Annotated in this window: 16 protein-coding genes; 1 reads left to right on the top strand and 15 read right to left on the bottom strand. The window is 32.2% G+C overall.

Annotated features, from left to right (window positions below):
- Window positions 1–2: 2 nt before the first annotated feature.
- From coaD to rapZ, 15 genes are all read right to left on the bottom strand, one after another.
- Window positions 3–488 (bottom strand): pantetheine-phosphate adenylyltransferase, encoded by a 486-nt coding sequence (gene coaD / locus ACY3JO_RS06265; RefSeq protein ID WP_463084174.1) that lies wholly within the window; start codon window positions 486–488, stop codon window positions 3–5.
- Window positions 485–1,057 carry a 16S rRNA (guanine(966)-N(2))-methyltransferase RsmD gene (rsmD, locus tag ACY3JO_RS06260; RefSeq protein ID WP_463084173.1) on the bottom strand — a complete coding sequence of 191 codons (573 nt, stop codon included), beginning with the start codon at window positions 1,055–1,057 and terminating at the stop codon, window positions 485–487. Before rsmD ends, coaD begins: the two co-directional genes overlap by 4 nt.
- Window positions 1,047–3,401 carry an ATP-dependent DNA helicase RecG gene (gene recG / locus ACY3JO_RS06255; RefSeq protein WP_463084172.1) on the bottom strand — a complete coding sequence of 785 codons (2,355 nt, stop codon included), beginning with the start codon at window positions 3,399–3,401 and terminating at the stop codon, window positions 1,047–1,049. The genes rsmD and recG overlap by 11 nt, the downstream gene beginning before the upstream one ends.
- 6 nt (window positions 3,402–3,407) lie before the next feature.
- A complete protein-coding gene (locus tag ACY3JO_RS06250; RefSeq protein WP_463084171.1) occupies window positions 3,408–5,051 on the bottom strand; it encodes a DAK2 domain-containing protein in 1,644 nt (547 codons plus the stop codon).
- Window positions 5,048–5,473, bottom strand: coding sequence for an Asp23/Gls24 family envelope stress response protein (locus ACY3JO_RS06245; RefSeq protein ID WP_463084170.1), 426 nt, complete (start codon window positions 5,471–5,473; stop codon window positions 5,048–5,050). The genes ACY3JO_RS06250 and ACY3JO_RS06245 overlap by 4 nt, the downstream gene beginning before the upstream one ends.
- Window positions 5,445–5,729, bottom strand: a complete 285-nt coding sequence (locus ACY3JO_RS06240) for an ABC transporter permease (RefSeq protein ID WP_463084169.1) — start codon at window positions 5,727–5,729, stop codon at window positions 5,445–5,447. Before ACY3JO_RS06240 ends, ACY3JO_RS06245 begins: the two co-directional genes overlap by 29 nt.
- Entirely contained in the window at window positions 5,722–6,324 is a 603-nt protein-coding gene (locus tag ACY3JO_RS06235; RefSeq protein ID WP_463084168.1) for an ABC transporter permease, read from the bottom strand. Before ACY3JO_RS06235 ends, ACY3JO_RS06240 begins: the two co-directional genes overlap by 8 nt.
- 27 nt (window positions 6,325–6,351) lie before the next feature.
- Window positions 6,352–7,281 carry an ABC transporter permease gene (locus ACY3JO_RS06230; RefSeq protein WP_463084167.1) on the bottom strand — a complete coding sequence of 310 codons (930 nt, stop codon included), beginning with the start codon at window positions 7,279–7,281 and terminating at the stop codon, window positions 6,352–6,354.
- Between the two features lie 64 nt (window positions 7,282–7,345).
- A complete protein-coding gene (locus ACY3JO_RS06225) occupies window positions 7,346–7,477 on the bottom strand; it encodes a hypothetical protein (RefSeq protein ID WP_463084166.1) in 132 nt (43 codons plus the stop codon).
- A 25-nt stretch (window positions 7,478–7,502) separates the two neighbouring features.
- A complete protein-coding gene (gene secG, locus ACY3JO_RS06220; protein WP_463084165.1) occupies window positions 7,503–7,724 on the bottom strand; it encodes a preprotein translocase subunit SecG in 222 nt (73 codons plus the stop codon).
- A gap of 16 nt (window positions 7,725–7,740) precedes the next feature.
- Window positions 7,741–8,490 carry a triose-phosphate isomerase gene (gene tpiA / locus ACY3JO_RS06215; protein ID WP_463084164.1) on the bottom strand — a complete coding sequence of 250 codons (750 nt, stop codon included), beginning with the start codon at window positions 8,488–8,490 and terminating at the stop codon, window positions 7,741–7,743.
- 32 nt (window positions 8,491–8,522) lie between these two features.
- The gene (locus ACY3JO_RS06210; protein WP_463084163.1) at window positions 8,523–8,879 is read right to left on the bottom strand and encodes a roadblock/LC7 domain-containing protein; all 357 of its coding nucleotides are present in this window, start codon (window positions 8,877–8,879) and stop codon (window positions 8,523–8,525) included.
- A 19-nt stretch (window positions 8,880–8,898) separates the two neighbouring features.
- A complete protein-coding gene (locus ACY3JO_RS06205; protein ID WP_463084162.1) occupies window positions 8,899–10,089 on the bottom strand; it encodes a phosphoglycerate kinase in 1,191 nt (396 codons plus the stop codon).
- Between the two features lie 72 nt (window positions 10,090–10,161).
- Window positions 10,162–11,136, bottom strand: coding sequence for a gluconeogenesis factor YvcK family protein (locus ACY3JO_RS06200; RefSeq protein ID WP_463084161.1), 975 nt, complete (start codon window positions 11,134–11,136; stop codon window positions 10,162–10,164).
- The gene (gene rapZ, locus ACY3JO_RS06195) at window positions 11,133–12,026 is read right to left on the bottom strand and encodes an RNase adapter RapZ (RefSeq protein ID WP_463084160.1); all 894 of its coding nucleotides are present in this window, start codon (window positions 12,024–12,026) and stop codon (window positions 11,133–11,135) included. The genes ACY3JO_RS06200 and rapZ overlap by 4 nt, the downstream gene beginning before the upstream one ends.
- 72 nt (window positions 12,027–12,098) lie before the next feature.
- Between rapZ and ACY3JO_RS06190 the strand changes: the two genes are divergently transcribed.
- Complete coding sequence (locus tag ACY3JO_RS06190) at window positions 12,099–14,012, top strand: transglycosylase domain-containing protein (protein ID WP_463084159.1); 1,914 nt, start codon at window positions 12,099–12,101, stop codon at window positions 14,010–14,012.
- Window positions 14,013–14,014 lie beyond the last annotated feature (2 nt).

Genomic DNA, 14,014 nt, shown 5'->3' with positions numbered 1-14,014 from the left:
ACTTATCTTTTTACATTAAATTTTTCATAAAGTTTTTTAGCTACACATTCTGGAACTAAATCTTCCACACACCCACCAAATTTGGCTATTTCCTTTACCATACTTGAACTTAAAAAAGTATATTTAATATCACTAATTAAAAAAACTGTCTCAGATTCAGGATAAAGTTTTTTGTTGGTTAATGCTTGTTGAAATTCATATTCAAAATCTGAAACAGCTCTCAACCCTCTTATTATTATTCTCACATCTATTTTTTTAATATAATCCACTAATAAACCTTTGAAGGAGTCTACTTTAACATTAGGGATATGCTGTAGACTTTCTCTCAGCATACTTAATCTTTCTTCTAAAGTAAAAAGAGGTATCTTAGATATATTTTCAGCTACTAAAACAATCACCTCATCATATATCTTAGCCCCTCTCTGTATTATATCTATATGACCATTGGTAACAGGATCAAAACTTCCTGGATATACAGCTCTAATCATGTATTTACTCCTTTAAAACCGTAAAAAGATAATACTGTTTCTCCATAATTTTTATTAAAAATTAATAACAAACTATTATATTCTTTTAAAATCTCTGTTTTTTTATGATGTTCTATTATCAATATGCCATCTTCTTTAAGCCATCTATTTTCTACTATGTATTTTACCACATCCTTTATCTTTTCTCCTAATTCGTAAGGAGGATCTGCAAAAATAATATCAAAAGTTTCATGAGGATTTTTTCTAAGAAATGTAAAAACATCATCGAGATGAACTTCTGTCCTATTCTCTAATCCAAATTTCTTTAAATTTTCTCTTATTAATCTTACAGCAGGCAGATGTTTTTCAACAAAAACTACTTTTTTTGCACCATAACTTAAGGCTTCTATTCCCACAATTCCCGATCCAGCGAATAAATCTAAAAAGTTACAATCTTTTATTTTTTCATCTAAAATATTAAAAATAGAACTTCGCACTTGTTCCATTGTAATTCTATAATTCCCCTTTTTAAGAGTCTTCATGGTCTGACCCTTCAAATATCCACCGGAAATTCTTACTTCAGAGGACAATTCCCTTCTCCTTATAAGGATTATTCACTGAAAGATGTCTTTCAAGAATTAGTCTTTCATTATCTTTCATTTCGATTTCGTTTTTTAAAACAGAAATAGCCTCTTCTCTTGCTATTTCCAAAAGTCTCATATTTTGAGATAAATCTGATAAATTCACATTTAAAACTTTCATTGAAGGTGCTCCATGTTGTCTTACTCCAAAAAATTCACCAGGACCCCTAATATTAAGATCTTCGCTTGCTATCTTAAATCCATCATTTGTCTCTACCATTACTTTTAATCTTCTTTTGGCCTCTTCAGTATTAGTATTAGCTATTAAAAAACAATAAGACTGCTCTGATCCTCTACCAACCCTACCTCGCAATTGGTGAAGTTGGGCAAGACCAAATCTATGAGCATCTTCAATAACCATTATAGAAGCATTTGGTATATCTACTCCTACCTCTATCACTGTTGTTGCTACCAACATTTTTATTTCTCCTTTTCCGAATTTTTCCATTATCATATTTCTTTCATCGCTAGGAACTAAACCATGGATAAGTCCCATAGGAATATGAGGATAATACTTTTGAAGCTCTTCAAATAACTTCTTTGCCGATTCTGCCTCTAACTTTTCCGATTCCTTTATCAAAGGACATACAACAAATGCTTGTTTACCCTGCATTATTTCCTTAGCTACAAAATCATAGATCTTTTTTCTATTCCTCTTAGAAACAAGATATGTTATTACATGTTTCCTACCTGGAGGTAATTCATCAATTACTGAAACATCAAGCTCTCCGTATAAAACGATAGCTAAAGTTCTTGGAATAGGAGTTGCGGTCATAACTAAAAGATGAGGATTTTCCCCTTTTTTCCAAAGTATTGATCTTTGAGTTACTCCAAATCTATGTTGTTCATCTATAATTACTAATCCCAATTTACTAAATTTAACATCCTCCTCAATTAATGCGTGAGTACCTATAACAACAAATAATCGACCTTCAGCAAGATCAGTATAAATTCTATTTTTTTCCTTTTTAGATACACTACTTGTAAGAAGACCAACTCTAATTTCTAAAGGCTCAAGATATTCTTTCAATCTATTGTAATGTTGCTCTGCCAATATTTCTGTAGGAACCATAAAAGCAGACTGATATCCGTTTTCATAGGCACATATTATAGAAAGGACTGCTATAATAGTTTTTCCAGAACCCACATCTCCTTGTAATAATCTATGCATTGGTTTACCAGATGAAAGATCATTTTTAATCTCCCCCCAAACTCTTTTTTGTGCATTTGTAAGTTCAAAGGGTAATTTAGAGATAAATTCCTCAACTAAAGGGTTGTCTGTTTTAAAGATAGGAGCCTTAAGTTGTTCTATCTCCTGTTTTTTCCTAATTAATAATAACTGCATAAAGAAAAGTTCTTCAAAAAGAAGCCTTTTTGTAGCACTTCCCAAGGTAAGAAAGGAGGTTGGAAAATGTTTTTCCCAAACACTTACTGGCTTATCTAAAAGATTATATTTCTGCTTTAAACTTTGAGGTATAGGATCTTCTATAAACATTGTATATTCTGTTAAAGCATCATAAATTATTTTTCTAATTACCTTTTGAGAAAGTCCAGCAGTTAATGAATATATGGGAACAATTCTTCCCACATGAATCAATTCTTTTTCTTCTTCTTCTTCTTCCAATATCTCATATTCCGGATTTTCAAATTCCCAATATCCCAAAACCCTTTCTGGTATTCCAGATAAAAGAACTTGAGTCCCAGGAGGTAAAACCTGTTTAATATATTTTTGATTATACCAGACTGCAAAAGCTACTCCTGAATTATCTACCACCCTTGCCTTTACAATAGGAATTTTCTTATATAGTGTTCTTCCTTCCTCATACTCGATTATTTTAACTTTAACAGTAACTTTATCGTTCTGTTTTAATTCTGAAATCTTTTTTAACTTAGATCTATCATCATAGTCTCTGGGATAATAAGTTATAAGATCATAAAGAGTTTTAATTTCAAGTTTCTCAAACAATTTTGCTTTTTTGGGACCAATACCTTTTATATATTGTATCGATTTATTCCAAAAATCTTCAGATGAGTAGAATACTATAGCTTTATCAATTATTTCATATACTTTATCCACCACTATCTTTCTCTCATCCAAAGTTTTTTTACCATAATCTTTCACTAAATCTAATACCTTTTGAGTCCAGAAACCATTCCAGATAGGAAATTGATTAATAGCTACACTTACAGTCTTCTCTAAACCATATTTAATAGCTTTATTTGAATATCCTGAATAGATTTCCTTTTCAAGGACCGATTTTAGTCCTTTAATAATTTTCACTTTTTCTTGCATTACCAACTATTCAACACCTAGATAATAAAAATAATAAGGTTGACCACCATAAAGGAGTTCAATTGATAATGAAGGATATTGGTTATTTAATTTATTAACTAATTTCTCTGCCTCTTCCTGAGATATATCCTTTCCATAAAAAACAGATATAACCTCTGAGTCTCCATCAACAAGAAGCGAAAGAAGATCTAAACATACAGTCTCTATATTTTTACCAGCAACTTTTACCTCATCATTTGTCAATCCGATAATATCTCCCTCATCAATTTTCAATCCATTATAAGAAGAATCCTTTACAGCTCTGGTTATTTCTCCAACTTTAATTCTTTCAATACTTTTTTCCATCTTCTCTTTTAGGATTTCCCATGTATCTCTTGGGTTATATTCATAAAGAGCTCTTATTCCTTCTAAAACATGTTTTGTAGGTATAATTACAACCCTTTCTTTATGTATATTTTCCAGCTGTTTTGCTGCCAATATAACATTTTTATTATTTGGTAAAACAAATACTTTTTTTGCTCTTACCTTTTCTACTGCATCTGAAAGCAATTCTACGCTGGGATTTAAAGTCTGACCTCCATTTACAATGATATCTACTCCTAATCCTTTAAATATTTCATTAATCCCTTCGCCCCAAGAAACTGCAACAAATCCTATCTCTTTTAATGGAGTTATACTATCTCTATTTATCTCTTCTTTTAATCTTTCTTCATGTTGTTCTGCCATATTGTCGATCTTTATTCTTGAAAGCGAACCTAATTCCAAGGCTTTTTCTAAAACAAGACCAGGATGATTAGTATGAATATGAACTTTCAAAAGTCCAGGAGCCTCAGAAGTAACAATACTATCACCTTGACTCTCTAACCATTTCTTGAAACTACTGAAATCTGTGTTTTCAGAAGAATTTATTATAAATTCTGTACAATATTGATAAGTAATTACATAACTTTCAAGAACCTCTACTTCAGGTCTTTCCTTTACTTCTATCTTTTCCTCTTTCTCCTTTATTGGTTCTTCAATGAAAAATTCTATCCCTTTAAGAACCTCATAGAATCCTGTCCATATCCATACAAGTCCCTGTCCTCCGGCATCTACAACTTTTGCTTCCTTCAAAATAGGAAGAAGATTAGGAGTGTTTGCTAAAGATTCTTTAGCTTTATTTAACATTCTTTCCATAATTAATGTAATGTCATTCGTTTCCCTTGAGGCAATTACACCTTCTTTTACTCCTTCTCTTAATACTGTCAATATGGTTCCTTCTGTTGGTTTTATTACTGCTCTATATGCAACTCTTGTAGCATTTTGCCAACTTTTAATCCATACTTTTGTATCAATATACTCATTTTCTCTTATTACCTCACAGAAGCCTCTTATTATTTGTGAAAGAATAACCCCAGAATTTCCACGAGCTCCCATTAATGAACCTTTTATTGCAGCTTCTGCTATTGTCTTTATAGTTTTATTTTTAACTTTTCTAATTTCATCTAATGTAGATTGAAGTGTATATAACATATTGGTACCTGTATCACCATCGGGCACTGGGAAAACATTAAGTAAGTCTATCTCTTCTCTATGTTTCTTTAATTCGTAAGTTGCGTATTCAAAAAGCTTTATCAAAAGATTTGAATCAATCTTTTCTAATCTCATCATATCTCTTCCCAAGGAAATGACTCCTTTTCTTCTTGAAGTCTTATTCCCCACACATTAACATTTATTTCTTTAACTGATAAACCAGTTACCTTTTCAAGATTCCATTTAACTCTTTCCATAATATTATGGGCAACCTCAGGAATCTTAACACCATACGCTACAATAATATAAAGATTTATTTTTATTCCATTCTCATCAATCTCAACATCAACACCCCTATTAACCTCTTCCAATTTTAATAATTCAGAAATTCCATCTGCTATATTTCTTGCAGCCATACCTACTACACCATAACTTTGTATAGTTGCCATACTTGCAATAGAAGCTATTGCATTTGGTGAAATTTCGATCCACCCTATTTCTGTATAATATTTTTGCTTATTTTTTTCTTTTTTAGATATAAAGTCTTGGATCCAACGCATCTCTCAAACCATCCCCTAATAGATTAAATCCAAAAGCTACTATCATTATAACAACACCGGGAGCTATAGGATACCACCAACAACTCCTTAGATATGCGAGCCCCGCTTGTACCATAGAACCCCAGCTCAGAGTTGGAGCTTGTATACCAAGACCCAAAAAAGACAAACCAGCCTCTAACATAATCATTCCACCCATTCCTAAGGTAGCTTCTATTATAAATGGAGAAAGGGCATTAGGCAATATGTGTCTAAACAATATTCTCCAAGTAGAAGCGCCAATAGCTATAGCACCGGCTACAAAACCTCTCTCTTAAACTTAAAACTTGCCCCCTAATTATACGGGAAACACCAGCCCAACCAATTAATGCTACTGCTAAATAAAGATTTTGTATTCCAGGTCCTAAGGTTGATACTACTGCAATAACAAATAATAAAAATGGAAAAGCAAAGAGAATTTCTACTATTCTCATTATAAGATCATCAACCCAACCCCCATAAAAGCCTGCAATAAGTCCTAATACTGTGCCTATGGATATGGATATCAACTGGGCAAAAAATGCAAATTGTAATGATACACGTTTACCATATATAATTCGGCTGAATATATCTCTTCCAAATTCGTCTGTCCCTAAGAGATGTTTCCAGCTTGGAGGTTGAAGAGCTCTTGATAAATCCACTTCATTCCACGGATATGGAGTAATATAAGGAGCCAAAACAGCTACAATTTCAAAAAAAATAACTATTCCAAGCCCTAAGAGAACTAATTTATTCTTTGCAAGCCTTTTCCAAGTAATTCTCCATAAGCTTCTTGGCTTTCTGCTTTGCAACAAATTTTCTCTTTCCATTGTCATAATACTTTTTACCCCCAATAAATATCATTAATCATATCTAATTCTTGGATCTATAAGTGCATAGGAAAGATCAACTACAAGGTTAGCAAGAATGTATATAAAAGCCATGACAATAACCCCACCTTGCAAGACTGGTAAATCCCTATCAAATATGGTTTGTACAACTAATCTTCCTATTCCGGGCCAAGCAAAAATTGTCTCTTTTAAAACTGCTCCTGTAAGGAGATCACCAATCACCATTCCTGCATACGTAACAACAGGAATAAGAGCACTTCTTAATGCATGTTTAAAAATTATCTTTCTTTCAGAAACCCCCTTTGCTCTTGCAGTTAATATATATTCCTGTCTAATTACTTCTAACATGGAAGCTCTAGAAAGGCGAGCAAAGTAAGTCGCAGGTCTTGTTCCAAGAGTTATTGCAGGAAGAATAACAGCCTTAAATCCATATTCTGTTACATACCCTCCTAAAGGTAACCATCCTAAGTTAAAACCAAATATTAATAGAAGGATTATTCCTACACAATAAACTGGAGCAGAAACTCCCAAGAGAGCAATAACCATTGCAGAATAATCAAAAATAGAATATTGTTTTACAGCAGAAATAATACCAGCAGTAACGCCTATTAAAATTGCTATAAGAAAGGCAAAAAGACCAAGAATTGCAGTTGCTTGTAATCTTTCTCCAATAGATACTATAACAGGAATATTTGTTTTAAATGATCGACCAAAATCAAACCTTACAATCCTTCCCAAAAAAAGTAAATATTGAATAGGAAGAGGCTTATCAAGCCCCCATGTAGAATGTATTCTGGCTAATGTCTCAGTATCAGCTCTTTGCCCTGCAATTAATCGTGCTGGATCGCTAGGTGCAATAAAAAATAAAATAAAAGTAATAAGTGTAACTCCTATAAAAACTGGTATAGCTTGTAGAAGTCTTCTTATTATGTATCTTAGCACTTCTTTCCTCCTTTCTTGAAAAAAGAGGAAGAGGAGCAGAGCCCTTTTCCTCTTTAAATTCTACTTATTTCTTATCCATCCACACTACCCTACATCTTACTCCAGAAAGACCTGATTGTGGAGTTTGAGCTACAGATAAACCCATCATGGAAAAAATTAAAAAAACTAACAAAAAGAACCCAAAAATTTTCCTCATTTTAAAGTACCTTCCATGTATTTATTTAATGGAGAACAAAAATAAGAACAGATGTTACCATAAACAATACTGCTAAAACTACAGTTGCTTGTTTTAATCCTTTCTCCATCTTACGCTTGGCCTTATAAAAAGTAGTTTCTCCTCCCCCTATAAAGCCAAGTCCCTCTCCAACTTCTGATTGGAAAAGGATTACCACTATCATTCCCAAAGATACTAAAAAATGAATTATATATAATAATACTTGCATTATTATTACACCTCTCTTATGATTTTACAATTTCCCAAAAAGATTGAGGTTTTAGGCTTGCTCCTCCAACGAGGGCTCCATCAATTTCAGACTGGCTTAAAAATTCTACTATATTTTGAGGATTCACACTTCCCCCATATTGTATTCTAACTTTATTAGCAATATCACTATTATATAGGGTTGATATAATATCCCTTATCAATTTTGCAACTTCATTTGCATCTTCTCCTTTTGCAGAATGCCCAGTACCAATTGCCCATACTGGTTCGTAAGCAATAACTATCTTTTCAACATTTTCCATTGGAAGTCCTTCTAATCCTTTAGTTACTTGTTCTCTTATTATGTCTTCAGTTTTACCTTTCTCTCTCTCTTCCCATTTTTCACCAACACAAAATATGGGTGTAAGTCCCCAATTAAAAGCAGTTTTTATTTTCTTATTTATATTTTCATTGGTTTCACAAAAATATTGCCTTCTTTCAGAATGACCTATTATAACATACTCACAATTTAAATCCTTCAACATTACCGGAGATATTTCTCCTGTATATGCACCTTCTTTTTCCCAAAACATATTTTGGGCACCAAGTTTAAATGGTGTATCCTTAAGTAAGTTTTGAACAACAAATAGTGAAGTAAAAGGTGGACAAATGACTACTTCCTTTTCCTCATAATTTCCTGCTAAATTTTTAAATTCAGCAATAAAACTTTCTGTCTCTGTACAAGTTTTGTACATCTTCCAGTTAGCCGCAATAATCTTTTTTCTCAAGATAGTTCCCTCCTAATTCAAAATAATTAAAATTATATGATTCTTGCCAATTGAAAGACTCCTTTTTTAATCCCTATCCTAATTTTTCCTAAATTTGCACCTCTATTTGATACTACAACAAGAATGGCAGGTTTTCCTTCTACAAGAACAATAAATACTGCACCATCCTCAAATATAATGACCATCTCTCTTGTACTACCCTTTGCAAGTTCTGTCCCTATCATTTCTGATGCCCTTAAACTTCCTGAGGCAACAGCTGCAAGTGGTTCCGCATTTGAACCATCTCTACCTACACTTTCTATAACCAAACCATCGTCACTAACCAAAACCGAAACTTGCACACCATCTAACCTTGATATTTCTTCCAGTGTCTCTCTTATAGTTGCCAATTTATCCCCCTCTTTTTACTTATTTATCTTGAAGAACTGCTACCCCCGGTAGTACTTTTCCTTCCAAGAACTCTAAAGAGGCTCCTCCACCGGTAGAGATATGAGTAAATTTATCTTCTAATTCAAAGAGTTGTACGGCAGCTGCAGTATCTCCTCCTCCCACAATACTTATACAATTTTTATTTTCTGCGATAGCTTCAGCTACTTTCCTTGTCCCATTTGCAAAAGCAGGTATTTCAAATATTCCCATAGGACCATTCCATATAATTGTCTTTGCTTTCATTATTTCCTCTCTAAATAGTTCTACAGTTTTTGGTCCTATATCTACTCCAATATCAACTTTATCAAACTTATCCACATCTTTAATAGTAGTAGGAGCATCCTCCTTAATCTCTTTAACAACCACAGCATCTACAGGAAGAACAAATTTTACTCCTTTTTCTTTGGCAAGATTTATCAAATCTTTCGCAAGATCAAGTTTATCTTCTTCAATAATAGATTTACCTATCTCATAACCCAATGCCTTAAGGAAAGTGAACATCATACCTCCACCAATTAATAAAACATCTACTTTATTCACAAGATTTTGGATCACACCAATTTTATCAGAAACCTTTGCTCCACCCAAAATACAAATAAAAGGTCTATCAGGATTTTCTAATGCTTTACCCATAACTTCAATCTCTTTTTTCATCAATAAACCAGCTACACCAGGAATATAATTAGCAACACCTGCTGTTGATGCGTGTGCTCTATGAGCAGTACCAAAAGCATCATTTACATATAAATCAGCAAGTTTTGCTAATTTCTTGGCAAACTCTGGATCATTTGCTTCCTCTTCTTTATAGAATCTAATATTTTCTAAAAGAACAACATCTCCAGGATTCATATTAGCAACTTCTCTTTCTACCTCTTCTCCAATACAATCATTTAATTTCTTAACAGATTTTCCGAGTAATTCACTTAGTCTTTTAGCAACTGGATCTAACCTTAAGTCATCTTGAAAACCTTTTGGTCTACCGAGGTGAGATATAAGAATAACTTTTGCTCCTTTTTCCATTAAATATTTAATTGTTGGTAAAGCTTCTCTTATTCTTCTATCATCAGTTATAATTCCATTTTTAATAGGTACATTAAAATCAACCCTTACAAGTACACGCTTTCCCTTAAGCTCCTCATCCGTCAAATCTAAAATGGTCTTTTTTGGCATAGAAAATCCTCCTTCCTTTATTTACTTTATATTATAGAATTTTACAATCTTTTGTCAATTTATAAAACTATTTTATTCTAAAAAATTTTTAACAAGGAAATTGGAAACTTTATAAGGATCGTGTCTAATTACATTTGTTTCAGAAATAAAATCACCAGAAATTATCTCCACATTTAAAGCCCTAATATTTTCTATATCAGGATGAACAAAATCAGCTCCATTTTCCTGATATTTTTTAAGTATATCATCCTTTGGCTTTTTATTATTTAAAATTACATAATGAAAAATATTAAAACCAATATGCTCAATAACAGCTTTTAAATGATCTGAAGCCTTATATCCTGTTGTCTCTCCTGGCTGAGTCATGACATTACAAATATAAATAATTTTAGCTTTATCATTTAAGTAAATATTTTTCAATGTTTCTTTGATTTCATCAAGAATAAGATTTGGAATTATACTTGTATATAAACTTCCAGGACCAATAGTTATAATATCAGATTTTTTTAATGCATAAATAGCTTCAGGGGTCGCACATATCTTTTCCCCATCTTTTACTGGTATCAATTCAATCTTCTTAATTCTACTTTTTTTATAATTTGAAATAGCCGTCTCTCCAATAATTTGAGTATTATCCTCAAAAATCGCTTTCAAACTTACACGATTTAATGTGGATGGCAATACCTTACCTCTTATGGCTAATACTTTGCTTGTTTCTTTTATACCTAATAAGAAATCACCTAAGATATCTGACATAGCAACTAAAAATAAGTTCCCAAAAGAATGCTCTTTTAATCCTCCTTCTTTAAATCTATATTGAAATAGCTTTGCCATCAACGATTCCTCATCTGCTAAAGCAACAAGACAATTACGAATATCTCCAGGAGGTAAAACACCTAGTTCTTCACTAAGTCTTCCTGAACTTCCCCCGTCATCACTAACAGTTACAACAGCACTTATATTAATAGGATAATATTTCAGCCCTCTTAATATATTAGATAAACCTGTTCCCCCACCAATAGCTGTTACATTTTTTATTCTCTTCATATTTTTATATCCTTATCTATATCTCTATGGAAAATTTTCACATTATACCTATCTGATAAATAATTTCCTATTTCATTCGCTATAACTACTGCCCTATGTCTTCCACCTGTACACCCTATTGCAATATTAAGATTTGTTCTTCCTTCCTCTTGATAAAGAGGAATTAAAAAATCTAAAAGTCTTTTTAAATAATCTAAAAATTCTTTTGCTTCTTTAGTTTCTAATACATAATTTCTTATTTTTTCATTTTCACCAGACAAAGGTCTTAACTCTAAAATATAGAATGGATTAGGTAAAAACCTCACATCAAAAACAAGATGTGCATCAATAGGTACCCCATATTTAAAACCAAAGGAGGTAATTCCTACCATGAATCTTAATTTAACATTGGAAATATCTTCGGATACAATTTCAAGTATCTTATCTTTAAGATTTTTAGTACTCATATTAGAAGTATCAATTATATGGGTTGCCATTTCTTTTATTTCTGATAATTTCTGTCTTTCCAGTTTTATACTTTCGAGAATTCCTATACCCTCTCTATCTAATGGATGTCTACGTCGGGTTTCATTATATCTTCTTACTATAACCTCATCCTCAGCTTCTAAAAATAAAATCTTATAGTAAACATTTAATTTTTTAATATTCTCTATCATTTCTCTAAAATCTTCTAAGAAGTTTTCACTTCTTATATCTATAACTAAAGCAACTCTTGATATTTTGCCATCAGTAGAAAAACAAAGTTCTATAAGAATAGGAACAAGCTTGGGAGGTATATTATCTACACAGAAAAATCCTAAATCTTCTAATATACGTAATGTTTGCGACTTTCCTCCTCCTGAAAGTCCTGTAATAATGTAAAGACTAAAGTTATCTGTTTTTGCCTTCATATTGTTAAAACCTTCCCTGATTTTATATAATACATAATACCATATGTTTTAAGGAGGTACAAAGAGATAAAATTGACTAAAAAATACATAGAAGAAGTCGCGATAAAAAAAGAAAAAAAATGGAAAAAAACCCTTTTATATATATTAATTGCTATTATTAGTTTAATTTTGCTTTCAAGTTTGTCTTTAGGAATATATGTTTTCTTGGTGATAAGAGAAGTACCACCTATTAATAAATGGATGGAAATAAAACCAAGTCAAACTACCATAATATATTCTTCCGATAATAAAATACTTGGAAAAATATATAAGGAAAACAGGATTTACGTACCTTTATATAAAATTTCTCCATATTTACAACAAGCTGTAATAGCCTCTGAAGATAAGGAATTTTATAACCATAGTGGTGTAAGCTTAAGAGGGCTTATAAGAGCAGCTATCATTGATCTATTCCACTTAGAGAAAAAACAAGGAGGAAGTACTATAACTCAACAATTAGCAGAATTATTATTCTTAAGTCCAGAAAGAACGATAAAGAAAAAGATAAAGAAAATATATATAGCTTTACAGCTTGAAAGATATTTTACAAAACAACAAATATTAGAAATGTATTTAAACCTTATCTATTGGGGTCATGGAGTTTACGGGGCAGAAGCTGCTGCCCAATTTTATTTTGGGAAAAGCGCTATAGACTTAAATGTACCTGAATCAGCACTTCTTTCAGGGTTGATTCCCGCACCTGAGATTAATTCTCCTTATAGAAATCCCGATTTAGCCCTAAAGCTAAGAAATATTGTGATAGAGAAAATGTATAATCTTGGGTATATATCAGAAGAAGACTATAAAAAAGCTATAAAGGCACCTCTTGGCATTGTGAAAAGAAATAATCCAAACTCTGGTTATTCAGCTCCTTATTTTTTTGATTTTGTATTAAAAGACCTCATTAAAAGATATGGAAAAGATATGGTGTATGAAGGCGGACTTAAAGTCTACACAACTATAGACACAAAAATGCAAGATATGGCTGAAAAAGCGCTTTTAAAAATTATAAATGAGTATGGAAAAAAATATAACGTAACCCAAGGAGCTTTGTTTTGCTTAGATCCCAATACTGGATACATCAAAGCATGGGTAGGTGGTTTAGATTATAGTAAAAGTCAATTTGATAGAGTCTCTATGGCTGTAAGACAACCTGGGTCTGCATTTAAACCATTCGTATATCTGACTGCTCTTCAAAAAGGTTTTAGACCATGGGATCTGATTGAAGAAAAAGAAGTAACCTATACTTTTAATAAAAAGGAATGGAAACCCAAAAACTATGATGGAAAATTACATGGTACCGTTACACTTCAAGAAGCCTTAGAAAATTCATATAATATAGCAACCATACTCCTATTGGAAGAAATGGGCGTAGGTGATGTAATTAAAAATGCAAGAAAACTTGGAATAGAGAGTCCTTTAGAACCAAGTTTAGCACTTGCTCTTGGTACTTCAGGTGTAACCTTATACGAAATGGTAAGATCTTATTCTGGTTTTGCAAATGGAGGAAACAGAATTACTCCTATAGCTATCTTGAGAGTAGAAGACAGTAAGGGAAATATAATATATAATGCAATTCCTGAAACTATACCTGTTATTGAAAGAGCTTTAATATCAACACTTGTCAAAATGATGAAACGGGTAATAACAAATGGTACAGGAAAAAGAGCAAATATTGGCAGACCTGCGGCAGGAAAGACAGGAACAACTGATGATTACAGAGATGCTTGGTTTATAGGTTTTACTCCAGATCTTTGCACTGGGGTCTGGATGGGTAACGATGACTACACTCCAACAAATAAAGTACCTGGTGGATTACTCCCAGCTATGGTATGGAAAGAATTTATGAGTAATGCTCTTAAAGATATTCCTCCAAGAGATTTTGATTTCTTAATAGAATATTCTATGCCTGTTACAGAAACTTCTACTCAAACAAATACACCATAAAA

The organism is Dictyoglomus sp. LHC4 (assembly GCF_055181355.1).
The sequence above is the reverse complement of the archived record's forward strand: the minus strand, read 5'-3'. Positions and strand labels throughout refer to the sequence as shown.

Bases quoted from the DNA above. Each gene is read 5' to 3' on its own strand.
- ACY3JO_RS06250 (WP_463084171.1), bottom strand. From the start codon at position 5,051: ATGATGAGATTAGAAAAGATTGATTCAAATCTTTTGATAAAGCTTTTT.
- ACY3JO_RS06245 (WP_463084170.1), bottom strand. From the start codon at position 5,473: ATGCGTTGGATCCAAGACTTTATATCTAAAAAAGAAAAAAATAAGCAA.
- ACY3JO_RS06200 (WP_463084161.1), bottom strand. From the start codon at position 11,136: ATGAAGAGAATAAAAAATGTAACAGCTATTGGTGGGGGAACAGGTTTA.
- recG (WP_463084172.1), bottom strand. From the start codon at position 3,401: ATGCAAGAAAAAGTGAAAATTATTAAAGGACTAAAATCGGTCCTTGAA.
- ACY3JO_RS06235 (WP_463084168.1), bottom strand. From the start codon at position 6,324: ATGACAATGGAAAGAGAAAATTTGTTGCAAAGCAGAAAGCCAAGAAGC.
- ACY3JO_RS06205 (WP_463084162.1), bottom strand. From the start codon at position 10,089: ATGCCAAAAAAGACCATTTTAGATTTGACGGATGAGGAGCTTAAGGGA.
- ACY3JO_RS06225 (WP_463084166.1), bottom strand. From the start codon at position 7,477: ATGAGGAAAATTTTTGGGTTCTTTTTGTTAGTTTTTTTAATTTTTTCC.
- secG (WP_463084165.1), bottom strand. From the start codon at position 7,724: ATGCAAGTATTATTATATATAATTCATTTTTTAGTATCTTTGGGAATG.
- rapZ (WP_463084160.1), bottom strand. From the start codon at position 12,026: ATGAAGGCAAAAACAGATAACTTTAGTCTTTACATTATTACAGGACTT.
- coaD (WP_463084174.1), bottom strand. From the start codon at position 488: ATGATTAGAGCTGTATATCCAGGAAGTTTTGATCCTGTTACCAATGGT.